The 23,268-nt window shown below is 71.1% G+C and carries 19 protein-coding genes; 13 read left to right on the top strand and 6 right to left on the bottom strand.

Features of this window, described 5'->3' with window-relative positions; genetic code table 11:
* Positions 1-52 precede the first annotated feature (52 nt).
* The 3 genes from Msi02_RS04110 to Msi02_RS04120 all read left to right on the top strand — a co-directional run bounded on the left by Msi02_RS04110 (position 53) and on the right by Msi02_RS04120 (position 3,170).
* The gene (locus Msi02_RS04110) at positions 53-628 is read left to right on the top strand and encodes an ArsR/SmtB family transcription factor (RefSeq protein ID WP_204047125.1); all 576 of its coding nucleotides are present in this window, start codon (positions 53-55) and stop codon (positions 626-628) included.
* On the top strand, positions 625-1,983 hold the full coding sequence (locus Msi02_RS04115; protein WP_204047126.1) for an MFS transporter: 1,359 nt from the start codon (positions 625-627) through the stop codon (positions 1,981-1,983). Before Msi02_RS04110 ends, Msi02_RS04115 begins: the two co-directional genes overlap by 4 nt.
* 425 nt (positions 1,984-2,408) lie before the next feature.
* Positions 2,409-3,170: a hypothetical protein gene (locus Msi02_RS04120; RefSeq protein WP_204047127.1), complete on the top strand. Its 762-nt coding sequence runs from the start codon at positions 2,409-2,411 to the stop codon at positions 3,168-3,170.
* Positions 3,171-3,195: 25 nt separating this feature from the next.
* Here the strand turns inward: Msi02_RS04120 and miaB are convergent, their stop codons facing one another.
* A complete protein-coding gene (gene miaB, locus Msi02_RS04125) occupies positions 3,196-4,692 on the bottom strand; it encodes a tRNA (N6-isopentenyl adenosine(37)-C2)-methylthiotransferase MiaB (protein WP_204047128.1) in 1,497 nt (498 codons plus the stop codon).
* Between the two features lie 212 nt (positions 4,693-4,904).
* On the opposite strand from miaB, the gene Msi02_RS04130 reads away from it, so the two are divergent.
* From Msi02_RS04130 to Msi02_RS04140, 3 genes are all read left to right on the top strand, one after another.
* A complete protein-coding gene (locus Msi02_RS04130) occupies positions 4,905-6,320 on the top strand; it encodes a sensor histidine kinase (protein WP_204047129.1) in 1,416 nt (471 codons plus the stop codon).
* Positions 6,321-6,440: 120 nt separating this feature from the next.
* Entirely contained in the window at positions 6,441-8,528 is a 2,088-nt protein-coding gene (locus tag Msi02_RS04135) for a sensor histidine kinase (protein WP_204047130.1), read from the top strand.
* Positions 8,500-9,135 carry a response regulator transcription factor gene (locus Msi02_RS04140; RefSeq protein ID WP_204047131.1) on the top strand — a complete coding sequence of 212 codons (636 nt, stop codon included), beginning with the start codon at positions 8,500-8,502 and terminating at the stop codon, positions 9,133-9,135. Before Msi02_RS04135 ends, Msi02_RS04140 begins: the two co-directional genes overlap by 29 nt.
* A 164-nt stretch (positions 9,136-9,299) precedes the next feature.
* On the opposite strand, the gene Msi02_RS04145 is transcribed toward Msi02_RS04140, so the two are convergent.
* On the bottom strand, positions 9,300-9,944 hold the full coding sequence (locus Msi02_RS04145; RefSeq protein ID WP_204047132.1) for a hypothetical protein: 645 nt from the start codon (positions 9,942-9,944) through the stop codon (positions 9,300-9,302).
* Positions 9,945-10,118: 174 nt separating this feature from the next.
* Between Msi02_RS04145 and Msi02_RS04150 the strand changes: the two genes are divergently transcribed.
* From Msi02_RS04150 to Msi02_RS04175, 6 genes are all read left to right on the top strand, one after another.
* A complete protein-coding gene (locus Msi02_RS04150; RefSeq protein WP_079312037.1) occupies positions 10,119-10,874 on the top strand; it encodes an amino acid ABC transporter ATP-binding protein in 756 nt (251 codons plus the stop codon).
* A 59-nt stretch (positions 10,875-10,933) separates the two neighbouring features.
* Positions 10,934-11,767 carry a glutamate ABC transporter substrate-binding protein gene (locus Msi02_RS04155; RefSeq protein WP_079312032.1) on the top strand — a complete coding sequence of 278 codons (834 nt, stop codon included), beginning with the start codon at positions 10,934-10,936 and terminating at the stop codon, positions 11,765-11,767.
* A 33-nt stretch (positions 11,768-11,800) separates the two neighbouring features.
* A complete protein-coding gene (locus Msi02_RS04160) occupies positions 11,801-12,472 on the top strand; it encodes an amino acid ABC transporter permease (RefSeq protein WP_079312030.1) in 672 nt (223 codons plus the stop codon).
* Entirely contained in the window at positions 12,469-13,347 is an 879-nt protein-coding gene (locus Msi02_RS04165) for an amino acid ABC transporter permease (protein WP_079312028.1), read from the top strand. Before Msi02_RS04160 ends, Msi02_RS04165 begins: the two co-directional genes overlap by 4 nt.
* 79 nt (positions 13,348-13,426) lie before the next feature.
* Entirely contained in the window at positions 13,427-14,164 is a 738-nt protein-coding gene (locus Msi02_RS04170) for a transporter substrate-binding domain-containing protein (RefSeq protein ID WP_204047133.1), read from the top strand.
* 53 nt (positions 14,165-14,217) lie between these two features.
* A complete protein-coding gene (locus tag Msi02_RS04175; protein ID WP_204047134.1) occupies positions 14,218-16,203 on the top strand; it encodes a S9 family peptidase in 1,986 nt (661 codons plus the stop codon).
* Positions 16,204-16,213: 10 nt separating this feature from the next.
* On the opposite strand, the gene Msi02_RS04180 is transcribed toward Msi02_RS04175, so the two are convergent.
* Positions 16,214-16,873 (bottom strand): DUF305 domain-containing protein, encoded by a 660-nt coding sequence (locus Msi02_RS04180; RefSeq protein ID WP_204047135.1) that lies wholly within the window; start codon positions 16,871-16,873, stop codon positions 16,214-16,216.
* 285 nt (positions 16,874-17,158) lie between these two features.
* On the opposite strand from Msi02_RS04180, the gene Msi02_RS04185 reads away from it, so the two are divergent.
* Positions 17,159-18,874: an LVIVD repeat-containing protein gene (locus tag Msi02_RS04185; protein WP_204047136.1), complete on the top strand. Its 1,716-nt coding sequence runs from the start codon at positions 17,159-17,161 to the stop codon at positions 18,872-18,874.
* 128 nt (positions 18,875-19,002) lie between these two features.
* On the opposite strand, the gene rny is transcribed toward Msi02_RS04185, so the two are convergent.
* From rny to recA, 3 genes are all read right to left on the bottom strand, one after another.
* On the bottom strand, positions 19,003-20,625 hold the full coding sequence (rny, locus tag Msi02_RS04190; protein WP_079312020.1) for a ribonuclease Y: 1,623 nt from the start codon (positions 20,623-20,625) through the stop codon (positions 19,003-19,005).
* A 280-nt stretch (positions 20,626-20,905) separates the two neighbouring features.
* The gene (gene recX / locus Msi02_RS42975) at positions 20,906-21,511 is read right to left on the bottom strand and encodes a recombination regulator RecX (RefSeq protein ID WP_373308246.1); all 606 of its coding nucleotides are present in this window, start codon (positions 21,509-21,511) and stop codon (positions 20,906-20,908) included.
* A gap of 407 nt (positions 21,512-21,918) precedes the next feature.
* Positions 21,919-23,019, bottom strand: coding sequence for a recombinase RecA (recA, locus tag Msi02_RS04200; protein WP_030506474.1), 1,101 nt, complete (start codon positions 23,017-23,019; stop codon positions 21,919-21,921).
* Positions 23,020-23,268: the final 249 nt, after the last annotated feature.

Below are 23,268 nucleotides of genomic sequence, written 5' to 3' on the forward strand. Positions count from 1 at the left end.
GATTTCCGCAAGAGGCATTGCGTAATGGTCGTTGCTGATCCAGAGTGTGGGTATGACGAACTCGGAGATCCGCACCGTCACCGACTCGCGGGTGCTCGCGGCGATGTCCCACCCGCTGCGGCGCCGCCTGATGGACATCCTGACCGTCGAAGGTCCCGCGACCGCCAGCATGCTGGCCGAGCGCACCGGTCAGGCCGTCGCCAACGTCAGCCACCACCTGCGGGTTCTCGGCTCCTGCACGCTCATCGAGGAGGCGCCCGAGCTCGCCCGCGACCGGCGCGAGCGCTGGTGGCGGATGGTCTCGGCGAGCCTGCGCTGGTCCTCGCGGGACTTCGCCGACGACCCCGCCTCGGCCGCCGTCGCGGCCGCCGCCGAGTCGCTGAACCTCGACTTCCACATGAACGCCGTCCGCGCCTGGTGCGCCGCGCCCGAGGCGGAGCAGGAGGCCTGGGACGACAGCGCGTTCTCCATGGACAAGTGGCTGCGGCTGACCCCGGACGAGCTGGCCGAGGTGTCCCGCGAGCTGTCGGCCGTGTTCCAGCGGTGGGCCGGGCGGGAGATCCCCGACGACGGGCAGCGGCGCGAGACGGTGTTCGTCTTCGCCCACGGCGTCCCGGCCCGCCCATGAGCACGGCCACGAGCACGGCCACGAGCACGGCCACGCCCGAACGCCCCGCCCGGCGCGGGCTGCTCCACCACCGCGACTTCCGCCTGATCTGGATCGGGCAGACCACCAGCAGGCTGGGCAGCACGATCAGCGCCGTGGCGCTCCCCCTGGTCGCGGTCTCGGCCCTGGACGCGAGCCCGCTGCTGGTCGGCGTGCTCGCCGCCGCCTCCTGGCTGCCGTGGCTGCTGGTGGGGCTGCCGGCGGGCGCGTGGGTCGACCGGCTGCCCCGGCGGCCGGTGATGGTCGCCTGCGACCTCGTCTCGTCCGCCCTGCTTCTCAGCGTGCCGGTCGCCGCCTGGTGTGGCGCGCTGACCTTGGCGCACCTGCTGACCGTCGCGTTCCTGACCGGCGTGGCGTCGGTGTTCTTCCAGACGGCCTACCAGGCGTATCTCCCCAGCCTCCTCGCCCGGGAGGACCTCGCGGAGGGCAACGCCAAGCTCCTGGGCACCGACTCGGCGGCGACCGTGGCCGGCCCGGGCCTGGCGGGACTGATCACACAGGCGTCCGCCGCGGTCACGGGACTGCTCGCCGACGCCGTGAGCTTCCTGGTCTCCGCCGCCTGCCTGTTCGGAATCCGCGCCCGGGAGGGCGCCGATGAACGCCGCGAGGCGGGGGCGCGTGTGACCGATGGGGCAGGTGGGACGGCCGGGCCGCCTGGCACCGCCCGGCTACGCCGGGAGATCGGCGAGGGACTGCGGTTCGTCGGCCGGGACCCCTACCTGCGGGTGCTCACCGTCGCCGGCGCGTTCAGCAACCTCGCCCTCACCGGGCAGCAGACGATCCTGGTCGTCTTCCTCGTCCGCGTCGTCCACGTCGCCCCCGGCGCGGTGGGTTACCTGGTGGCGGCGGGCAGCGCGGGAGGGATGCTCGGCGCGTTCGCCGCCACCCGGCTGTCGCGACACTTCGGCACGGCCCGCGCCCTGGTGCTGTGCCAGCTCTGCACCGCGCCGTTCGCGCTGCTCACTCCTCTCGCGGCACAGGGCTGGAGACTGTCGCTCGTCGTGCTGGGAGGCTCCGTGGTCACCGCGGGCGTCGTCGCCGGAAACGTCATCAGAGGTGGCTTCCGGCAGGCGTACGTGCCCTCCCACCTGCTCGGCCGGGTGGTCGTCAGCATGCAGTTCCTGAACTTCGGCGCCATCCCGGCGGGCGCGCTCGCCGCGGGGGCGCTCGGGGACACGCTCGGCGCGGGACCGACAATGTGGCTGACGGCGGGCGGCGTCGCGCTGGCCGGCCTCCTCCTGCTCATCGGGCCTCTCCACCGTCAGACGAACCTCCCCGCGCGTCCTGCGGGCCGCGATGACGAACACGCCCTTTAGCGCAAAAGTCACGTTATTAAGTAGCAGCAGCTTCTATAAGCGATTCGACTGGGAGAAATGCGGATCATCCGGATCCTCCGCAGGGCCTGCCGCGGATCTCCCTGGTTCCAGGACTCATCCGGAAGCCGCCCCCTCCGTCTTTCCGTTGCCCCCCGGCGGCCCTTCCCCGGGCCCTGCCGGGCGTGCCCGCGCCCGCCACTCCCGCCCTCGCCGGTGCAGGGCGGACGGGCGTTGGACCAAATCGGAAATCAGCGGAATGCGCGGCCGGCCACCGTTGGCTTCACTTGGTACGGCGCCGCTCACAAATTATGGTCGGGTGGCGCATTGGAGTTCCCGGCAATTGACAGAACCACCGCGGGAATTCGTACGCGGCGGGCAGACTGAGAAATCGGAAACAACCGACCGCCGCACGGAAGAACACGACCTTGCCGGATTTCTCCCCCACTCCACGGCACCGGCGCGACGGTCATCCCGTCCTCGCCCTCACGGGCGTGATCGGTGTGACCGCGATCGCCGGGCTCGGCGTCGTCCTGGCCGTCCTGCCCGCGCGGGATCCCGTGCCCTCCGCCGCCCGGCCGGTGGCCGCCGATCTGGGCGCTCCGGCCGCACCGGCACGTCCGGCGCCGGGATTTCCCGCTGCCGGCCCCTTCTTCTCGCCGGCGACCGCCCCGCGGCAACCCGCCTCAGAGCGGCCGGCGAGCCGACGCGGTGCGCTGCCGCCCGGTCACGAGGCCGAAGCGTCGCGGTTGCCCGGTCGCCATGCCCGGACGGCGAACCCCTCCACCCGGTCCCGGCCGCCCTCACCGGTCTCGTCGGCGCGGCGCGGCGGAAGCGACTCCAGCGGTGCGACAGGCCTCGCCGGGACGAGGGAGGCGCACCGGCCGCGCCCCACCCGGATCGCTTCCCCGGGCACCCCGAAGCCGGCCGCACGGGGCCCTGCGACCGGCGACTCGGCGGCCGGGAGCACAGCCGCCAGGAACGCGGCGAAAACGGCCAAGGACGCAGCGTCCAAGGACGCAGCGCCCAAGGACACGGCTGCCCGGGACTCGGGCACGCGCAGCACGGCCGTGCCCCCCACCGGGGTGGACGGCGCGGCGCGCACCCGGATCCAGGACCCCTGCCTGCGGTTCGACGACGACCTGCGGCGTGCCTACTGCTACGAGGTCCTGCGCCGCCTCGCTCAGTGACCCGGCCGGCGCGGGGCTCCGTGCGTCAGACGGGCGAGCAGGCGGACGGCTCCGCGGGGAGCGGAGCGGGACGGCCGATGGTGGGCATCCCCAGGTTCACCGCGCTGCCTCGCTGCGGGGCGGCCTGCCGTGCCTCCCACGCGTCGCCCGCGCGGGTCCGCCGTACGGACAGGACCTTGTCGGCCACCAGGTGGTGCGGCGCGGCGTAGGTCACCTCGACCGTGACCATGTCACCCGGACGGGCGTCGGCGGCGGCGAGGTGCACGAGGCGGTTGTCGGCCGCGCGGCCGGACAGGCGGTGGGTGGCGTCGTCCTTGCGGCCCTCGCCCTCGGCGATCAGCACCTCCAGGGTGCGCCCGACCTGCTTCTTGTTCTCCTCCCAGGAGATCTCCTCCTGGAGGGCGACCAGGCGCTCGTACCGCTCCTGGACGACGGCCTTGGGCACCTGGTCGTCCATGGTCGCGGCCGGGGTGCCGGGGCGGATGGAGTACTGGAACGTGAACGCGTTGGCGAAGCGCGACTGCCGCACGACGTCGAGGGTCTGCTGGAAGTCCTCCTCGGTCTCGCCGGGGAAGCCCACGATGATGTCGGTCGAGATCGCGGCGTCCGGCATCGCGGCCCGGACCCGCTCGATGATCCCGAGGTAGCGCTCGGACCGGTACGACCGGCGCATGGCCTTGAGGATGCGGTCGGAGCCGGACTGCAGCGGCATGTGCAGCTGGTGCATCACGTTCGGCGTCTCGGCCATGGCGGCGATCACGTCGTCGGTGAAGGCGGCCGGGTGGGGCGAGGTGAAGCGGACCCGCTCCAGGCCCTCGACGTCCCCACAGGCCCGCAGCAGCTTGCCGAACGCCAGCCGGTCGCCGAACTCCACGCCGTAGGTGTTGACGTTCTGGCCAAGCAGGGTGATCTCCAGGACGCCCTGGTCGACCAGCGTGCGCACCTCGCTGAGGATGTCGCCGGGACGGCGGTCCTTCTCCTTGCCGCGCAGCGACGGCACGATGCAGAACGTGCAGGTGTTGTTGCACCCGACCGAGATCGCCACCCAGGCCGCGTAGGCCGACTCGCGGCGGCTCGGCAGCGTGGAGGGGAAGGTCTCCAGGGACTCCTTGATCTCGACCTGGGCCTCTTCGGCGATCCGGGCCCGCTCCAGCAGCACCGGCAACGACCCGATGTTGTGGGTGCCGAAGACGACGTCCACCCAGGGGGCCCGGCGGACGATCTCGCCCTGGTCCTTCTGCGCCAGACACCCGCCGACCGCGATCTGCATGCCCTCTCGGGCCATCTTGATCGGCCGCAGGTGGCCCAGGTTGCCGTAGAGCCGGTTGTCGGCGTTCTCGCGTACGGCGCAGGTGTTGAACACGACGACGTCCGGCGTCTCCCCTTCGGCCGCGCGGACGTATCCCGCGTCCTCCAGCAGCCCGGACAGCCGCTCCGAGTCGTGCACGTTCATCTGGCAGCCGTAGGTCCGCACCTCGTAGGTCCGGGTCGCGCCCTCGGTGCCCGCAGTGGTCCCAGTCATCGCACTACAAGGGTAGGCGCTTCCCCGCCCTCGCCCGTACCGGAAGCATCGCGCACCCGATCGCGGGCGGATCCGCCGTCATGACCAGGGCTCGCATCTGCCATTACCCAGGCTTGTGAGAAGCGAAAAGTTCGTTTTATTGAAGCATTCATGTCTGTGTGGTGCCCTTGTGAGGGCACAGACCCACGCTCCCCACGGATTGGCCTGAACCGATGTTGAACTGGAACCGATCATCCGTTCTCGTCCGCAGGACGGTTGGTTACTCCGCCGTCGCGGCACTGGTCTGCACGGGGGTCAGCGTGCTCTTCCTCTTCGTCGTGGGCAGCAAGGACGCCGACGCGGCCCGGGGCCGGGTCACCGGGGCGTGGGACCGGACCGTGCCCCTCATCAGGCAGGGATTCCTCCCCCCTGTGCTGCCGGCCGGCCAGGACATCGCGATCCAGGTCCTGGACACACGCCAGCAGGTCGTCGCGTCCACGCCGCAACTCACGCGCAAGCCCCCGATGGCCACCTTCCACGCGACCAACGCAAGCGTGCATGCCGAACGGGTGTTGTGCCCTCCGGCCGGGCTGAAGGGCTGCATGACCGTCTTCTCGTACAAGGTCTATCAGCCGGACGGTCCTTGGCTCCTCTACGTGGCGGTGCCCACGGTCCCCTGGTACGGGAACACCGCGGCCCTGTCTTTCGCGATCGGCATGTCCCTGCTGACGACCGCGATGACGGCGGCCGGGACTTTCCATGTGGTCAAAAGGGATATGACCGCGGTGGACGCCATCCGCACGGAGCTGGCGGAGATCACCGCCACCCATCTCCACCGCCGGGTCCCCGTGGCGCACAACAACCAGGAAGAGATCAAGCTCTTGGCCGGAACGGTGAACGACACCCTGGACCGGCTCGAAGGCGCGTACAAGCAACTGCGGCAGTTCACCTCGGACGCCTCCCACGACCTGCGCAGCCCCCTCACCGCAATGCGGGCTCAGCTCGAAGAGGCCCTCATGCACCCGCACGACACCGACTGGCCGAAGACGACCGCGGCGGTGCTCGCCGGGGTGGACCGGCTTCAGGCGATCGTGACCGACCTGCTGACCCTGGCCAGGCTGGACGCCCGCGCCCCCCTCGACCTCAGTGCGACCGACCTCGGCCGGCTGGTCGGCGGCGAGCTCGACCGCCGCACCTACCGAATGGAGATCGTGAGGGACTTCCAGCGGAACGTCTTCGTCGACTGCGACCGGCTGCGGATCACCCGGCTCCTGGTGAACCTGCTCGACAACGCCGAACGGCACGCCACCTCACAGATCACCGTCAGCGTGCGGGCCGACGGGCCGACGGCGACGCTGGAGGTCCTCGACGACGGCGCCGGAATCGCCCCGGAACATCGGGAAAGGGTCTTCGACCGCTTCACCCGCCTGGACGCCTCGCGCGACCGGGACTCCGGGGGAACCGGGTTGGGGCTGGCGATCGCGCGGGAGATCGCAGAAGCACATCAGGGCACCTTGACCATCCAGGACAGCGAACGGGGAGCACGGTTCGTCCTGCGCCTCCCCGTCCGCGAAGCGCCGCAGATCACCGGCCGAAGCGAGCAACGTGCCGGTCACACCGGCCTCTTCAGTTCCCCGGTCCCGCGATGAACAGGCGTCGGCGCCGTACGAACCGGGCGTCCTGGGACATCGTCCTGTTCGCCTGGGCATTTCGGTCGCTAGCCTGAGCCCGACTCGGCGCTCGCGCCGGAGGCGCGAAGGAGGCGGGCAGTGCGGCGTACGGCGTGGGCGGTCTGCGTGCTCAGCCTGCTCCTGGTCGCCGAGGCCCTGGTGCTCGGTCACCGCAACGGCGCCGGGCTGTTCGCCCAGAGCCACCTCCTCTTCGTCACCGCCTGCGCGCTGGTCGGCGGCCTGATCTCCGCCGAACGTCCGGGCAACGCCGTCGGGTGGCTGATGGCGACGTGCGGCCTGTGTTTCGCGCTGCTCGACGCGACCGGGCACTACGCGCTGGCCGGGCTGCCGTTCGCGACGCCGATGGCCTGGCCGCAGACGTGGCTGTGGGTCCCCGCAAACCTGTCGGTCGCCGCCGTGCCGGCCTTCTTCCCGTCGGGACGGCCGTCGTCGCCCGGGTGGCGGGCGGCCCTGTGGGCGCTCGCCGCCATCGCCGCCGCGACGACCGCGCTGAGCGCCCTGCTGCCCGGCCCGAGCCACCAGCTCGGATGGGGGACTCCGCTGCCGAATCCCCTTGGAGTGCCCGCGCTCGCCGCCGTCTCCCCGTTCGTCGAGCCGCTGACGACCGGGCTCATGGGTGCCCTGTTCCTGGCGGGCGCGGCCGGTCTCGTACGGCGGGCCGGGCGCGGCGACGCCGACGAACGGGTGCAGCTGAAGTGGCTCGGGTACGCCGCGGGGCTCGCCGGGCTGATCGTCGCGGGGCGGCTGGCCGCGGGGTTGTCCGACGGCGACCCGCGCTCCATCTGGCCGATCACCAGCCCGTTCTGGGAGCTCATGGGGACGTTCGCGGCCTGCCTGCTCCCTGCCGCCGCCGCGGTGGCGGTGCTGCGGCACGGCCTGTTCGACATCGACCTCGTCATCAACCGCACGCTCGTCTACGTGCTGCTGTCGGCGTGCGTGTTCGGCGGTTACGTGCTCGTGGTCACCTATCTCGGCGCCGTGTTCCGCGCGGCGGACGGGCTGCCGGTGTCGGTGGCCGCCGCCGGGGTGGTCGCCGTCGTCTTCGCGCCGCTGCGCGAGCGGCTGCAACGCGCCGTCAACCTGGTGATGTACGGCAGGCGCGACGATCCGTACGCGGCGCTGGCCCTGCTGGGCAGGCGCCTCGAAGAGGCGGCGGAGCCGGGCGCGGTGCTGGCCGCGGCGGCCCGGTCGGTGGCGGAGGCGCTGCGCCTGCCGCACGTCGCGGTCGAGGTCGCCGGAGGGCCGACCCACGCGTACGGCGTGCCCTCCCCCGGCGCCGTACGGCTGCCGCTCGTGCACCGGGGCGAGCCGGTGGGCGACCTGGTCCTGTCTCCGCGCCCGGGCGAGAGCGGGCTCGGCGCGAGAGACCGCCGGGTTCTCGCCGACCTCGCCAGGCAGACGGGGATCGCCGTGCACGCCGTACGGCTGTCGGCGGACCTGCAGCGCTCGCGTGAACGGCTGGTGGCGGCCCGCGAGGAGGAGCGGCGGCGGCTGCGGCGCGACCTGCACGACGGCCTCGGGCCGACCCTGGCCGCGCTGACCATGCGGGCGGAGGCCGTGCAGGACATGGTGCGCGACCCGGACGCCCTGGCGATGCTCGAGGAGATCATGACGGACGCCCGCACGGCGATGGCCGACGTACGGACGCTGGTGGATGGGCTGCGGCCACCGGCCCTCGACACGCTGGGCCTGGCCGGGGCGATCAGGTCGCACGCGGCCCGGCTGCCCGGCGTCGAGGCCGACGTCGAGATCGACGGATCCCTCCCGGCGCTCCCCGCGGCAGTGGAGGTGGCGGCGTACCGGATCGCGGCCGAGGCGCTGGCGAACGCGCGCCGCCACGCCGGAGCCGGGCGGATGCGCGTACGGCTCGGCATGACCGGCGACGTGCTCGAAGTGGAGGTCGCCGACGAGGGCGGCGAGCCGCTCACGGACGGCGGTGGGAGCGGGGTCGGCACGGCGTCGATGCGCGAGCGGGCCGCCGAACTCGGCGGCACCTGCGTGATCGGCCCGCGGCCCGGTGGCGGGACGCGGGTGCTGGCCCGCCTTCCGACGCGAATCACGGCACAGAACACGGCACAGGGCACCGTGCGGGACACGGCCGGTGCCACGGCAGGGGACACGAGACGGGAGGCGGGCGATGGAGCCGATCCGCGTGCTGCTGGTTGACGACCACGCGGCCTTCCGGGCGGGGCTGCGCGCGCTCCTGCGGCCGGTGGAGGAGATGGAGGTCGCCGACGAGGCGGCCAGCGGCGAGCAGGCCCTCGCCCTCCTCCCCCGCGTGCAGCCCGACGTCGTGCTGATGGACCTCGCCATGCCCGGCATGGGCGGGGTGGCGGCGACCGAGCGGATCACGAGGGACAACCCGCACGTGCGGGTCCTGGTGCTGAGCATGGCGGACGACGACGCGGTCTTCGCGGCAGTGCGTGCGGGGGCGCGCGGATACGTGCTCAAGGGCGCGCGCCGGGCCGAGCTCGTACGTGCGATCCGGGCCGTGGCCGAGGGTGAGGCGATCTTCGGCCCCGCTCTCGCCGGACGGCTGATGGGATATTTCTCCGATCTCGCGAGGAAGCCGGAGCCGAGCTTCCCCGAACTCACCCCGCGTGAACGGGAGATCCTTGGCCTGGTCGCCGGCCATCTGACGAACGTCCAGATCGCGGCCCGGCTCGGGCTCAGCCAGAAGACCGTGCGCAACCACGTGTCCAGCATCTTCGCGAAGCTGCGCGTGGCCGACCGGGCCGAGGCGATCATGCGGGCCAGGGAATCGGGCCTCTAGCTCGAGCTTCGGCAGGCGGCCAGGATCAGCCAGGAGGCGTGGCTCCCGGACATCGAAGCGGATCGCCGCCGCTTGACCTCAGTCGTCCGATGTACACGGGGTCAACCCTGGGGGCAGCAGGAGGAGGCCGGGTGCCGAAATCGGTGCCGGAGGGCGAAGCCGGCTTACGCGGCGCGCCAGTCGTCCACGGGCATGCGCAGGACCTTCAGCGCGACGGCGCCGAACGCGGCGAGGTGGAACAGCGACCCGATGGCCTGAACGGCCGGCGGCTGCCCCATCGTGAGGAACGGCCCGCAGACGCCCGCGAGCGCCGCCACCGGGACCCACCACGGAGCCCGCCGCACCGCCGCCAGGCCCGCCAGGAGCACCAGCAGGCCCACATGGGTGAGGAAGCCCGGCAGGAGGATGCCGTACACGAACCCGCCGAGCGCGCCGGCCACCTCGGTCACCCTGGCGGCCGGGGCGTCCGGAAGGGTGAGCGCCAGCGCCAGGTCGTAGAAGTCGGTCATGAACAGGCAGGTGGCGGTGACCGCGCCGATCAGGCCGACGGCCGCGCCGATGTTGCCCGTGCGCGGCGCCCGTGTACGGAGCAGATGGGCGAGGCCGAGGATCACCGGGACCAGGCAGACGGTCGCCCACTGGAACAGCAGCGCGCTCGCCTGCACCTGCACCGGACTGGCGCGGAACACCGCGGGATCGTGCTCGGTGCCCGGCGGCGAGGTCAGGAAGGCCAGGCCGAGCAGGACGGGCCACGCCAGCATGGCCGCGCCCGCAACGGTCTTCCGAAACAGATCCGGATTTTTCAGCATCTGTGCTCCTACACGATGAGAGGTCGGCAGGAGCAAAGCGGGACCGTGTCCCGGGCCGCATGGGGCGGGCCGTACGGACAAACCGGGAGTGATGTCCTGAGCAGCCGGGATGTGATCTATTCGGTACCGGCCCGTTAGTGACTCGGCGACCTTGACCCCCCTACGTTGTTGACCATGACGGAGATCAGTGGTTCCGACCCGCTTGTCAGGCTGGAGGGAGTCAACAAGCATTTCGGTCCCCTGCATGTGCTCAGGGACATCGACCTGAGCGTGGGCCGGGGTGAGGTGGTCGTCGTCATCGGCCCCTCCGGCAGCGGCAAGTCCACGTTGTGCCGGGTGATCAACCGGCTGGAGACGATCGACACCGGGACCATCGTCTTCGACGGCCGGGAACTGCCCGCGGAGGGCAGGGCTCTGGCCCGCCTGCGGTCCGAGGTCGGGATGGTGTTCCAGTCCTTCAACCTCTTCTCCCACAAGACGATCCTGGAGAACGTCACGCTCGGCCCGACCCGGGTGCGGAAGATCTCCCGGCAGCAGGCCGAGCAGCGGGGCATGGAACTGCTCGAACGGGTCGGCATCGCCTCACAGGCGGGCAAGTATCCCGCCCAGTTGTCCGGCGGCCAGCAGCAGCGCGCGGCCATCGCCCGCGCGCTGGCCATGGACCCCAAGATGATCCTTTTCGACGAGCCCACCTCGGCCCTCGACCCCGAGATGGTCCAGGAGGTGCTCGACGTGATGACCGGCCTGGCCAAGGACGGCATGACGATGATGGTCGTCACGCACGAGATGGGCTTCGCCCGCCGGGCGGCCAACCGGATCGTGTTCATGGCCGACGGCCAGATCGTCGAGGAGGGGTCGCCCTCGGAGTTCTTCACCCAGCCGAGCACCGAGCGCGCCCGCGACTTCCTCTCCAAGATCCTCACACACTGATCCTCAGCTCAGTGATCCCAGCTCACGACAAGCTCCACAAGAAGCGAAAGGTGACGCGGATGCGATTCGGAGCCGGCCTGCTCGCGCTGGCCGCCCTGGCCACCGGCCTCACGGCCTGCGGCAACTCCGGTGCGGACTCGATCGTCGACAAGGCCAAGAACGACAAGAAGCTCGTCATCGGCATCAAGATCGACCAGCCGGGCTGGGGACTGAAGAAGCCCGACGGCAGCTACGGCGGGTTCGACGTCGACGTGGCGAGGTACGTCGCCAAGGAACTCGGCGTGCCGGAGAGCGGGATCACGTTCAAGGAGGCCCAGTCGGCCAACCGTGAGCCGTTCATCCAGCAGGGCCAGGTGGACATGGTCGTGGCGACCTACTCCATCACCGACGAGCGCAAGAAGAAGATCTCCTTCGCCGGGCCGTACCTGGTCACCGGGCAGGACATCCTCGTCCGCGCCGACGACACCTCGATCACCGGGGTCGACTCGCTCAAGGACAAGAAGGTCTGCGGCGCGCAGGGCTCGTCGTCGCCCAAGCGCCTCGCCGAGAAGTTCGGCGCGGAGTGGGAGTCCAAGAACCTCACCCAGCAGCAGGGGTACGGCGCGTGCCTGCCGCTGCTGGAGAACAAGCAGGTCGACGCGATCTCCACGGACGCGACGATCCTCGCCGGGTTCGCCGCCCAGTTCCCCGGCAAGTTCAAGCTGATCGGCCAGCCGTTCAGCGAGGAGAAGTACGGCATCGGCATCAAGAAGGACGACAAGGCCGGCCGCGACGCGATCAACAACGCGATCGAGAAGTTCTTCAAGGACGGCAGCTGGCGCAAGGCCCTCGACGCCAACCTCGGCGAGTTCGGCAAGTACTTCACCTCGCCGCCGTCCGTCGAACGGTACTAGAGCACCGATAGCGGCACTGGAAGGAGGCCGGCGGTGGAGGCCGTCGTCGACGAGCTTCCCGTCATCCTCGGCGCGTTCTGGCTGACGGTGAAGCTCACGGTGGTCAGCGGGGTGATCTCGCTGGTCTGGGGGATCGTGCTGGCGGCCATGCGCGTCAGTCCGCTGCCGGTGCTGAGAGGGGCGGGCGCGCTGTACGTCAACGTGCTGCGCAACACGCCCCTCACACTGATCATCGTGTTCTGCGGTCTCGGCCTGGGCACGGTGATGAACGTCCAGTTCTCCCGGGACGACCTGTCGCTCAACAGCTTCTGGCTGTCGATCATCGGGTTGTCCGCCTACACCTCCGCCTTCGTGTGCGAGGTCGTCAGGTCCGGGATCAACACCGTGCCGCTCGGGCAGGCGGAGGCGGCCCGGGCGATCGGGCTGACGTTCCTGCAGACGCTCCGCCTGGTGATCCTCCCCCAGGCGGTGCGCACGGTCATCGCGCCGCTCGGGAGCCTGCTGAACGCGCTGGTCAAGAACACGACGGTCGCGGCCGCGATCGGCGTCATGGAGGCGGCGCTGCGGATGAAGAACCTGTTCGACGCCCACGGAGACGCGATCATTCCCATCTTCCTCGGCTTCGCCGCCGGGTTCGTCGTGCTGACCCTGCCCATGAACCTGCTGTCCGGCCGCCTCGCGCGGCGCCTGGCGGTGGTCCGATGACCGAGCGCGGCGCCACCGTCCTGTACGACGTCCCGGGCCCGCGCGCCCGCCTGCGCAACAACGCGCTGACCCTCGCGTTCGGCGTCGTCCTGCTGCTGGTCGCGTACTTCGTGTGGACCAAGTTCGACGAGAAGGGCCAGTGGGACGGCAAGCTGTGGCAGCCGTTCCTGCGCGCCGACACCTGGACCGAGCTGATCCTGCCCGGCCTGCTCAACACGCTGGCCGCCGCCGCGGTCGCCGCGGTGCTCGCGCTGCTGTTCGGGGCCGTGTTCGGCATCGCCCGCCTGTCGGACCACCGCTGGGTGCGAATCCCGGCCGCGGTGGTCGTCGAGGCCTTCCGCGCGGTCCCGGTGCTCATGCTGATCTTCTTCGCCCAGTACGGCGGGAGCCTGGCCGGGCTGGTCGTCACCGAGTTCGCGGCCGTGGTCTTCGGCCTCACGGTCTACAACGGGTCGGTCCTGGCCGAGATCGTGCGCGCGGGCATCCTCGCCGTGCCGCGCGGCCAGGCCGAGGCGGGATCCGCCATCGGCCTGCGCAAGAACCAGGTGATGCGGCTGATCCTGCTGCCGCAGGCGGTCACCGCGATGATGCCCGCGATCGTCAGCCAGCTCGTGGTGCTGCTCAAGGACACCGCGCTCGGGTTCGTCGTGGCGTACGCCGACCTGCTGAACGCGGGCGCCCGCGTGGTGCCGGCCAACTACGCCAACCTGATCCCGTCGGTCATCGTCATCGCGGCGGTCTACATCGCGATCAACCTGGCGCTGGGCTACCTCGCCACGTGGCTGGAACGGCGCAGCAGGCGCAGCCGCAAGGTCGCGGCCGACCCGGCCGCCGCCGAGGCGGCCGCGGGCGGCGAGGTCGCGCTGATGCGCTGACCCGTAGGGCTCGCGGGCAAAGGGATCTTTGCCGTGTCGCTGCTGGCAAGGGGACGCACGCGACCTCGATATTGAGCGCGTGTGGCGTGGCGTTGCCGTGGTCGGCGTCCTGGCGGCCGCGTTCCTGACCGGTGGATGCGGGAACGACGGCACGCTGGTCGTCGCCGTGCGTCCCGGGCAGCCGGGCCTGGTCACCCGGCTCCCCGACGGGCGCTACAGCGGCTTCGACATCGAGGTCGCGCAGTACGTCGCCAGGGCGCTCGGCTACCGCGACGACCAGGTCGTCTACACGCTCGACACCACGCGGGCCGATCTCGTCGTCGGCGCCACCGGCCCGCCGGGCTCCCGGTACGTCGCCGGCCCCTACCTCGTCACCAGCACCGACGTCCTCGTCCGGACCGGCGACCTGTCCATCCGCCGCCCGCGCGACCTCGCCCGCAAGCGCGTCTGCGCCACCCGGGAGTCCGCCGAGCCGCTCGTGAAGAGGTTCGGCACCCGGTGGCGGCGGTTCTTCCTCGCCGAGGCGAACCTGCCCGCGGCCTGTGCGCCGCTGCTCGCCTCCGGCCGGACCGACGCGATCGTGGCCGACGCCCCCGTGCTCGCCGGGCTGTCGGCGCAGTATCCCGGCAAGTTCCGGTTCAGCGGCAGGTCTCTGGCCACCGAGAAGTACGGCATCGCCACCGGGACGGCCGCGCTGCGCGACCAGGTCGAGGAGGCGCTGCGCCGGATGTTCGACGACGGCACCTGGAAGCGCACGGTCATCGACCAGCTCGGCGCGCTCGCCACCCGCTATACCACTCCCCCGTCCCTCGACTGATGCGTTGCCGCATTCCCGCCCCCGGGGACGGGCCCGTCCGGCAGGATGCGGTCATGCCCCCCACGCCTGGCCCGAGGCCGTTCTCGCCACGGCCGTCGCCCATCTCCACCGCCGACGTGGCACGCGCCGGTCTGCGGCTCGGCTTCCCGAGCGTGCTGGGCGCGGAGACGTGGTGGGAGGAGGACCGCCCCGCCGAGGGCGGCCGCCGTACGGTCGTCCACCGGGCCGCCGACGGCGCACTCACCGACCTGCTTCCCGCGCCCTGGGACGCCCGTACGCGCGTCCACGAGTACGGCGGGCGGTCCTATGTCGTCGTCCCCGGCCACGGGATCGTGTTCGCGCACCACCCCGACCAGCGGCTCTATCTGGCCCGCCCCCGCGCCGGCGGGGAGCCGGGCCTGGGCGCGGAGCCACCCCGCCCGATCACGCCGGAGCCCGGCGAGCCGGGCGCGCTGCGCTACGCCGACCTGCGGGTCCAGGACGGCGCGGGCGGCCCGCGGGTGTGGTGCGTACGGGAACGCCATCACCAGGACGCCAAGGTCACCCGTTCGATCGTGATCGTGGACCCGACCGGGGCCGGCGAGGTCGCCGAAGTGGTCACCGGCAGCGACTTCTACGCCTCGCCCACGCCGTCCCCCGACGGCCGGCACCTCGCCTACGTCTGCTGGAACCATCCGCACATGCCCTGGACCGGCACCGAACTACGGGTCACGCGGCTGTCCGACGGCGCCACGTGGACGGTGATGGGCGGACCGGCCGAGTCGGTCCTCGCGCCGCTGTGGTGCGACGAGCGGCGCCTGTACGCGGTCTCCGACCGGTCCGGCTGGTGGAACCTCTACCGGGCCGACATCTCCGGGTCGCCGTGCGAGGCCCTCTGCCCGGCGGAGGAGGAGTTCGCCGGGCCGCTGTGGCAGCTCGGCGGCCTGCCGTACGCCGTGCTGGGCGACGGGCGGCTCGCGGTGCTGCACGGGCGCGGCGACCTGCGCCTGGGCGTCCTCGACCCGGAGACGGGCAGGCTGACCGACCTCGACGTCCCTTTCCAGGGGTGGGCGCCCGCGCTGGACGCGGACGGCGACGTGCTCGTCGGCCTCGGCTACCGGGCGGGCGCGCCGCGTTCGGTCGTCCGGATCGACGCCGCCGACGGCTCCGGTGACGGCTCCGATGACGCGGGTCACGACGGTGACGCCGGTCGTGCCGATCGTGCCGGTCGCGCCGAGGAGCTGCGACGGGAGATCGACGACGTTCCCGCCCGCGTCCTCCCGGTGCCTCGTGTCGTGGAGTTCGAGGCCGCGGAGTCCGGGGCTACGGAGGCCGGGGCCGGCATGCGCGTCCACGCGTACCTGTATCCGCCGGAGCAGGCGGACGAGGGCGGCGCGCCGTACGTCGTCTTCGTGCACGGCGGGCCGACCGGGCATGCGACGAGCGAGCTCAGCCTGGAGAAGGCGTTCTTCACCAGCCGCGGCATCGGCGTGATCGATGTGAACTACGGCGGATCCAGCGGATACGGCCGGGCCTACCGGGAGCGCCTGCGCGGCCGGTGGGGCGTGACCGACGTGGAGGACGTGGTCGCCGCGGCGAAGTGGCTGGTCGCCGAGGGCCTCGCCGACCCCGCCCGGATCGCCGTACGCGGGGCGAGCGCGGGCGGATGGACGGTCATGGCCGCCTGCGGCGCCTCGGACGTCTTCGCGGGCGGCGTCGCGGTGGCGGGCGTCAGTGCGCTCGGGCCCCTCGTCGCGGCCACCCACGACTTCGAGTCGCGCTACGTGGAGTGGCTGGTCGGTCCCGAGGACCGGTACGGCGAGCGTGAACCGCTGGCCCGGGCCGGCCAGGTGAACTGTCCCATGCTGCTCATGCAGGGGCTCGCCGACCCGGTCGTGCCGCCGGCCCAGTCGCAGGCCTTCGCCGAGCGCCTGATGGAGCGCGGCGTGCCCTGCACCTTTCTGACGTTCGAGGGCGAGGCCCACGGGTTCCGGCGGCTGGAGACCAAGGCGGCGGCCCTCGCCGCCGAGCTGTCGTTCTACCTGCAGATCTTCCGGTGAGCGGGGCCGGTCACGCCTCGGCGAGAAGCGTGCGCATCCGGTCGATCTCGATGCGCTGGTCGGCGTCGACATGGGTGACGAACTGGTTGATCTCTGACTCCTCGCCTCCCCCGTCGCCGAAGAGGCGCTCCACCATGGTCAGCGCTCCCAGGTGGTGCTGGATCATGTACTCGTAGAAGAGCCGGTCGAACGGCGCCCCCTTGGCCTGCTCCAGTTCGGCGAACTGCTCCTCGCTGAGCATGCCGGGCATGAGCTCTCCGCCGCCGTGGTCGTGCCCCGCGCCGGAGCCCACGCTCGGCACCTGCTGGAGCCGGGCCCTGAGCCAGCGCACCATCTGGTCGATCTCGTCCTGCTGGGAGATCTCGATCCGCTTGGCGAAACGCGGGAGGTCCTTGCTCTCGCTGCGCCCGGCGACGAGCGCGGTCATCCGCAGGGCCTGGGAGTGGTGCCGGATCATCCCCTGCATGAACCGCACGTCGGCGTCGGTGTACTCCCGGCCGTCGGAGCTCGGCACCTCGTCAGCCGGCAGGACCTTGCTGCCCTGTCCCGGCGCGCCCGGCTGCACGACGTTCACCTTGGCCCGCTCGGGGGTCTCGGCCGTACAGGCGCTGATCGAGGCGGCGGCGAGCACGAGCACGAGCAGCTGCCGGAACGAGGACGGGGAGATCATGCCTGCACTCACTTCTTTGGCGGTTGGGGGATACCGGCCAAACCGGAGGATGTGTAGGGGTATAGCACATTCACCCCAGATTCAGTTAGTGTCCCCCAAACGCCGCGTAGATCTTTTGGGCTGGGCCGGGCCCCGGGATCTGTCGCACGCGCAATGGGTCACGCCGGCAAGACCAGAAAAGGAGGGGTGCGACCCTTGAGAATCAGCCGTGCGGCAGCACGTTGGGGGCGTGCTGGATTAAGGAAGATCGGAGTCGTCGCCGTTGGGGCGGCCCTGGTGGGCGTCATGCCCGCCACAGCCATGGCGAGCGACACCGATCCACGAGCCGGCCTGGGGGCCGGATGGCTGGATGCCCAGCAGGCGAGCCAGGGGCTGGAACTGCTGGCCCACCGGGACAAGCCTGAGGGCTTCTACCAGGCCTCGAGCCCGGGCAACTCGTCGTACGCGAACTCGGACATGGCGTTCAGCGGCAAGTACGCGTTCGTCGGCAACTACACCGGTTTCAACATCTACGACGTCTCCACGCCCTCGAACCCGGTCCTGACCACCTCCGTGGTGTGCCCGGGCGGCCAGGGCGACCTGTCGGTGTACGGCAACCTGCTGTTCATGTCGGTGGAGGAGACCCGGGGCCGGATCGACTGCGGCACGCAGGGCGCGAGCGGCAGCGTGAACCCGGACCGCTTCCGCGGCGTCCGGGTGTTCGACATCAGCGACATCAGCAAGCCGGTCCAGGTGGCGGCCGTCCAGACCTGCCGCGGCTCGCACACGCACACCCTGGTCACCAGCAAGAACGACCCGGGCAACGTGTACGTCTACGTCCAGGGCACGGCGAGCATCCGCTCGGGTTCCGAGCTCGCGGGCTGCGCCAACACCGCGGCGACCGACCCGAACACGGCCCAGTGGCGCATCGAGGTCATCAAGGTGCCGGTGGCGGCGCCGCAGAACGCGGCGATCGTCTCCACGCCGCGCCTGTTCACCGATCCGGCGACCGGGGCGATCAACGGTCTGCAGAACACCCCGCAGACCCCGCGGCACCCGTCCGGCTCGGCCTGGTCGCCGTCGCCCGTCACCACCCACTGCCACGACATCACGGCCTACCCCGAGATCGGCCTCGCGGCCGGGGCGTGTGCGGGCAACGGGATCCTGATCGACATCTCCGACCCGGCCAACCCCAAGCGGCTCGACGCGGTGACGGATCCGAACTTCGCGTACTGGCACTCGGCCACGTTCAACAACGACGGGACGAAGGTCGTCTTCACCGACGAGTGGGGCGGCGGCAGCGGGGCGCGTTGCCGGGTCACCGACGAGCCGTCGTGGGGCGCGGACGCCATCTTCGACATCGTCGACGGCAAGCTGAAGTTCCGCAGCTACTACAAGCTGCCGGTGCCGCAGACGAACCAGGAGAACTGCGTCGCGCACAACGGGTCGCTCGTTCCCGTGCCCGGCCGGGACATCATGGTCCAGGCCTGGTATCAGGGCGGTGTCTCGGTGTTCGACTTCACCGACTCGGCCAACCCGCATGAGATCGCGTACTTCGACCGGGGTCCGGTCAGCGCGGCCTCTCTGCTCCTGGGTGGTTTCTGGTCCGCGTACTACTACAACGGCCATGTCTACGGCAGCGAGATCGCCCGCGGGTTCGACGCGTTCGCGCTGACCCCGAGCGAGCACCTGGACCAGGCCGAGATCGACGCGGCGGCCACGGCCACCTTCGACCGGTTCAACACCCAGCACCAGCCCCGGGTGACGTGGCCGGCGAGCTTCCCGCTGGTGCGCGCCTACTACGCGCAGGCGCTGCGCACCGGCACCGTGAAGAAGAACGTGGCCGACAATGTGCGGAAGTTCGTCGACCGGGCCGAGCGGTTCACGGACGGGCCGCAGAAGAACGCCGCCGTGGCGCAGCTTCGGGCCGTCTCCCACCAGCTCGACACCTCCGTCGGCGCGCAGGCGACGCTGGCGAAGGCGCTCAACGACCTCGCCGACGCGCTCAGCCTGAAGGCCTGAGCGCGTGATCAGGGGGCGTCCCACCGGGCCGCCCCCGCACGAACCGGGCCCCCGCCCAGTGGGCGGGGGCCCTTGGTCTTGGCGAGCATGCGACGCGACGCCGTCTTGGGCACCGGCGGGGTGGGGTTCTAACGGGCGAATTCCGTGGCGCGGGACTCGCGGACCACGGTGATCCGGATCTGGCCGGGGTAGGTCAGCTCCTCCTCGACCTGCTTGGCGACGTCCCTGGCGATGACCTGGGCCTGGATGTCGTCCACGTTCTCGGGCCTGACCATGACCCGGATCTCCCGGCCCGCCTGCATGGCGAAGACCTTGTCCACACCGTCGTACGACTGGGCGATCTCCTCCAGGCGCTCCAGCCGCTTGACGTACGCCTCCAGGGACTCGCGGCGGGCGCCGGGGCGGCTGCCGCTGATCGCGTCCGCGGCCTGGGTGAGCACCGCCTCGACGGTCCTGACCTCCACCTCGTTGTGGTGCGCCTCGATGGCGTGGACGACGTCCTCGTGCTCGCCGTACCGCCGGGCGATCTCCGCGCCGATCATCGCGTGACTGCCCTCGACCTCGTGGGTGAGCGCCTTGCCGATGTCGTGCAGAAGCGCGCAGCGCTTGACGAGGTCACGGTCGAGCCGCAGCTCGGCGGCCATGATCCCGGCGATGTGCGCCGACTCGATCAGGTGCTTGAGCACGTTCTGGCCGTAGGAGGTGCGGTAGCGGAGCTGGCCCAGCAGGGTGACCAGCTCGGGGTGCATCTCGGTGATGCCCAGCTCGACCAGCGCGTCCTCTCCCGCCCGCACGCACAGGTCCCGCACCTCGGCCTTGCTGCGCTCGTACGCCTCCTCGATGCGCTGGGGGTGGATCCGGCCGTCGAGCACGAGCTTCTCCAGCGTCAGTCTGGCCGTCTCCCGCCGGACCGGGTCGAAACACGACAACAGCACCGCCTCCGGCGTGTCGTCGATGATCAGGTTGACCCCGGTCGTGGACTCGAAGGCCCTGATGTTGCGGCCCTCGCGGCCGATGATGCGGCCCTTCATCTCGTCGCCGGGCAGGTGGAGGACGCTCACCACCGACTCGGCCGTCTGCTCGGTGGCGACCCGTTGCACGGCCAGCGTCACGATCTTGCAGGCGCGTTTCTCGCCCTCCTTCCGGGCCTCACTCTCGATCTCCCGGACGATCAGCGCGGCCTCGCGCTTGGCCTGGTTCTCGATCTCCTTGACCAGCTCCGCCTTGGCCTGCTCGGCCGTCAGGCCGGCGACCCGCTCAAGGATCTCCTGCCGCCGCTCGGCCACCCGTTCCAGCTCCTCGCGGCGGTCGGCCAGCTCGGTCTCGGTCTCGGCCAGCTTGCGGGCCCGCTCGGTCTGCCTGCGCGCCTCCTCGTCGAGCCGCTGCTCCCGCTCGGCCAGCCGGTTCTCGCGCCGTTCGAGGTCGGAGCGCAGCTCCTTGAGCTCCGTCTTGAGGATCCGCGCCTCCTCCTCGACCTCCTTGCGCATCAGCGCAGCGCTCTCTGCGAGTGCCTCCGACTTCTTGAGAATCTCCCCCGCGTCACGCTCCGCCTTCGTGCGGATCTCCTCGGCCTCGCGCCTGGCCCGTTCGAGTTCCTCGTTGACCTCGGCCTTCACCTCGGCGAGTTGCTCGGGCGAGGGGCCGGGCGGTGTGACGACACCCGTGCGGCGCATGACTATGACGAGGGCGGCGATCATCACGAGAGCCAGCAGCACCACCGCAACCGCAAGAACGATCACGATCGTGTCCATGCGCGCTCACCCCTCACGACAACTCTTGGCAGGGGTCACACGCGCAGCACGGCAGCGCCCGGTGGCGTCACCAGGACAAATATCGTCGCAATGCCCGGACGCCCCGAGGGGCGACCGATATGGCCCGAAGGCCGGTCAATGTCTCTCGTCCGTCGTGGTACACCGTTATGGCAATCCGCGCTGCGCGGAGTAACTCCTCACTGCGGTCGAGATTAAGCGTCAGAGAGGTAACGAGCAAGCAAAGATGCCCTGTCAAGTGACTTTTGTGTGGTGCTATGGCTCACTCGAAGGTATCCGGAAGCCCATCTGACGGACTGCCTTCGGCCTCGATCGCCTCCCGGACCACACGGAAGGCGAGTCCCGGCGAGTAGCCCTTGCGGGCCAGCATGCCGACCAATCGTCGCATCCGTGCCTGCGGCTCCACGCCGCGGGTGGCGGCCAGCTTCCGGTCCACCAGCCTGCGCGCGGTCTCGGCCTCCTCGTCCGGATCGAGCCGCCCTACGGCGTCCTTGACCGTCTCCTCGGCCACGCCGCGCTGCCGGAGTTCCTGGGCGAGCGCGCGGCGGGCGAGCCCGCGACCGCTGTGCCGGGAGCTCACCCACGCGGTGGCGAAGGCCTCGTCGTCGATGAGCCCGACCTCGGAGAACCGCTCCAGCACGGCGTTCGCCGCCTCCTCGGGCACGTCCCGCTTGCGCAGGGCGTCCGCGAGCTGGGCCCTGGTCTTGGGCGCCATCGTCAGCAGCCGCAGGCAGATGGCTCTGGCCACCGCCTCGGGGTCGGCCGGAGGTCCTTCGCTCGCCGCGGTGCCCTCCTGCGGCCCGTCGGGAAGCCACCCGCCGGAGCGCTCACGCTTTCCCCGGCCTCTCGGCGCTCTCCGTTCCCCCAGAGATCCCGGTTCCCGTAGTCCCGCCCGGTCTCCCAGAGCCCCCGGTTCCCCCAGCCATGCCCGATCTGCCAGAGCCCCCGGTTCCCCCAGCCATGCCTGGTCTCCCAGCCCTGCCTGGTCTCCCGGAGCTTCCTGTTCTCGCAGGCGTGCCCGTTCTCCTCTGCGGCTGCCACGCCCCTGGCGCCGGCGTCCGGCCCGGCCGGCCTCCTGACCGGCTTCCGCACTCCCAGCCTCCGCACGCCCGGTCTCCGCGCGCCGAATCTCCTCGCGCAGGGCGGCGATCGTCGCAGACGCGTCCTCAGCCCGCCCGTGCGGCTCTTCGGCCGGCCCCCAGGGTCCCGAGTTCCAGTCCCCCGGCCCGATCTCGTCGTCCGGGCCGGGGGCCTCCTCGCGCCTCATGCCTGCGCTCAGACGTCACCCGGCTTGGGCGCACTGGCCGCCTTGCTGCCCCGGCCGGACGTGGGGGCGGGCGGCGCCGCCGGAGCGGCGGGGGGCTCGCTCGGCGAGTCGAGCCGCGGCCCGACACCGAGCTTCTCCTTGATCTTCTTCTCGATCTCGTTGGCGATGTCGGGGTTGTTCTTGAGGAAGTTGCGGGCGTTCTCCTTGCCCTGCCCGAGCTGGTCGCCCTCGTACGTGTACCAGGCACCGGCCTTGCGCACGAACCCGTGCTCGACGCCCATGTCGATCAGCCCGCCCTCGCGGGAGATGCCGATGCCGTACAGGATGTCGAAGTCGGCCTGGCGGAAGGGCGGGGCCATCTTGTTCTTGACGACCTTCACCCGGGTCCGATTGCCGACCGGCTCGGTGCCGTCCTTGAGCGTCTCGATCCTGCGCGCGTCCAGCCGCACCGACGCGTAGAACTTCAGCGCCTTGCCACCCGTGGTGGTCTCGGGGCTTCCGAACATGACGCCGATCTTCTCGCGGAGCTGGTTGATGAAGATGGCGGTGGTCCGGGTCTGGTTCAGCGCGCCGGCGATCTTGCGCAGGGCCTGCGACATGAGGCGGGCCTGGAGACCGACGTGGCTGTCGCCCATCTCGCCCTCGATCTCTGCCTTCGGCACGAGGGCCGCCACCGAGTCGATCACGATGATGTCGACGGCGCCGGAGCGGATCAGCATGTCCGCGATCTCCAGCGCCTGCTCACCGGTGTCCGGCTGGGAGACGAGCAACGCGTCGACGTCGACGCCCAGCTTCTTGGCGTACTCGGGGTCGAGGGCGTGCTCGGCGTCGATGAACGCGGCGATGCCGCCGCCCTTCTGGGCGTTGGCCACGGCGTGCAGGGCGACCGTCGTCTTACCGGAGGACTCGGGGCCGTACACCTCGACGATCCTGCCGCGGGGATAGCCGCCGATGCCGAGGGCGACATCGAGAGCGATCGAACCGGTGGGGATGACCTCGATCGGGGCACGCGCGTCGTCTCCGAGGCGCATGACGCTGCCCTTGCCGAACTGCCGCTCGATCTGCGCGAGGGCGGTCTCAAGGGCCTTCTCGCGGTCGTTGATTGCCATTGGGTGCCCCCTGAAGGGTGGTCGTCTGCTCGGTCACCGAAAAGCTACGGGGTGCCACCGACATTTTCCGGAGCTTCCCGCAGTCCGCCCCGGAAGGCGGGCCGGGAGCCTGTCGCGCCGGCGACCTGACGGCGCGCACCCCGGCGGCGACCAGTCCAATATAGCCGAACGACTGTTCGATCACATGCCGGAACCGCCGACGAGCCCGCGAACGAACGGCGTCCCAACCGCGCCGTTACATTCCCGGGC

The organism is Microbispora siamensis (assembly GCF_016863095.1).
Taxonomy (GTDB): Bacteria; Actinomycetota; Actinomycetes; order Streptosporangiales; family Streptosporangiaceae; genus Microbispora; species Microbispora siamensis.

What these genes read in the sequence shown, in the direction of transcription:
- Msi02_RS04140 (WP_204047131.1), top strand. Translation starts at nt 8,500, where the DNA reads ATGGAGCCGATCCGCGTGCTGCTGGTTGACGACCACGCGGCCTTCCGG.
- Msi02_RS04180 (WP_204047135.1), bottom strand. Translation starts at nt 16,873, where the DNA reads ATGATCTCCCCGTCCTCGTTCCGGCAGCTGCTCGTGCTCGTGCTCGCC.
- Msi02_RS04115 (WP_204047126.1), top strand. Translation starts at nt 625, where the DNA reads ATGAGCACGGCCACGAGCACGGCCACGAGCACGGCCACGCCCGAACGC.
- Msi02_RS04150 (WP_079312037.1), top strand. Translation starts at nt 10,119, where the DNA reads ATGACGGAGATCAGTGGTTCCGACCCGCTTGTCAGGCTGGAGGGAGTC.
- Msi02_RS04145 (WP_204047132.1), bottom strand. Translation starts at nt 9,944, where the DNA reads ATGCTGAAAAATCCGGATCTGTTTCGGAAGACCGTTGCGGGCGCGGCC.
- recA (WP_030506474.1), bottom strand. Translation starts at nt 23,019, where the DNA reads ATGGCAATCAACGACCGCGAGAAGGCCCTTGAGACCGCCCTCGCGCAG.
- miaB (WP_204047128.1), bottom strand. Translation starts at nt 4,692, where the DNA reads ATGACTGGGACCACTGCGGGCACCGAGGGCGCGACCCGGACCTACGAG.
- Msi02_RS04130 (WP_204047129.1), top strand. Translation starts at nt 4,905, where the DNA reads ATGTTGAACTGGAACCGATCATCCGTTCTCGTCCGCAGGACGGTTGGT.
- Msi02_RS04165 (WP_079312028.1), top strand. Translation starts at nt 12,469, where the DNA reads ATGACCGAGCGCGGCGCCACCGTCCTGTACGACGTCCCGGGCCCGCGC.
- rny (WP_079312020.1), bottom strand. Translation starts at nt 20,625, where the DNA reads ATGGACACGATCGTGATCGTTCTTGCGGTTGCGGTGGTGCTGCTGGCT.
- Msi02_RS04185 (WP_204047136.1), top strand. Translation starts at nt 17,159, where the DNA reads ATGCCCGCCACAGCCATGGCGAGCGACACCGATCCACGAGCCGGCCTG.
- Msi02_RS04175 (WP_204047134.1), top strand. Translation starts at nt 14,218, where the DNA reads ATGCCCCCCACGCCTGGCCCGAGGCCGTTCTCGCCACGGCCGTCGCCC.
- Msi02_RS04155 (WP_079312032.1), top strand. Translation starts at nt 10,934, where the DNA reads ATGCGATTCGGAGCCGGCCTGCTCGCGCTGGCCGCCCTGGCCACCGGC.
- Msi02_RS04110 (WP_204047125.1), top strand. Translation starts at nt 53, where the DNA reads ATGACGAACTCGGAGATCCGCACCGTCACCGACTCGCGGGTGCTCGCG.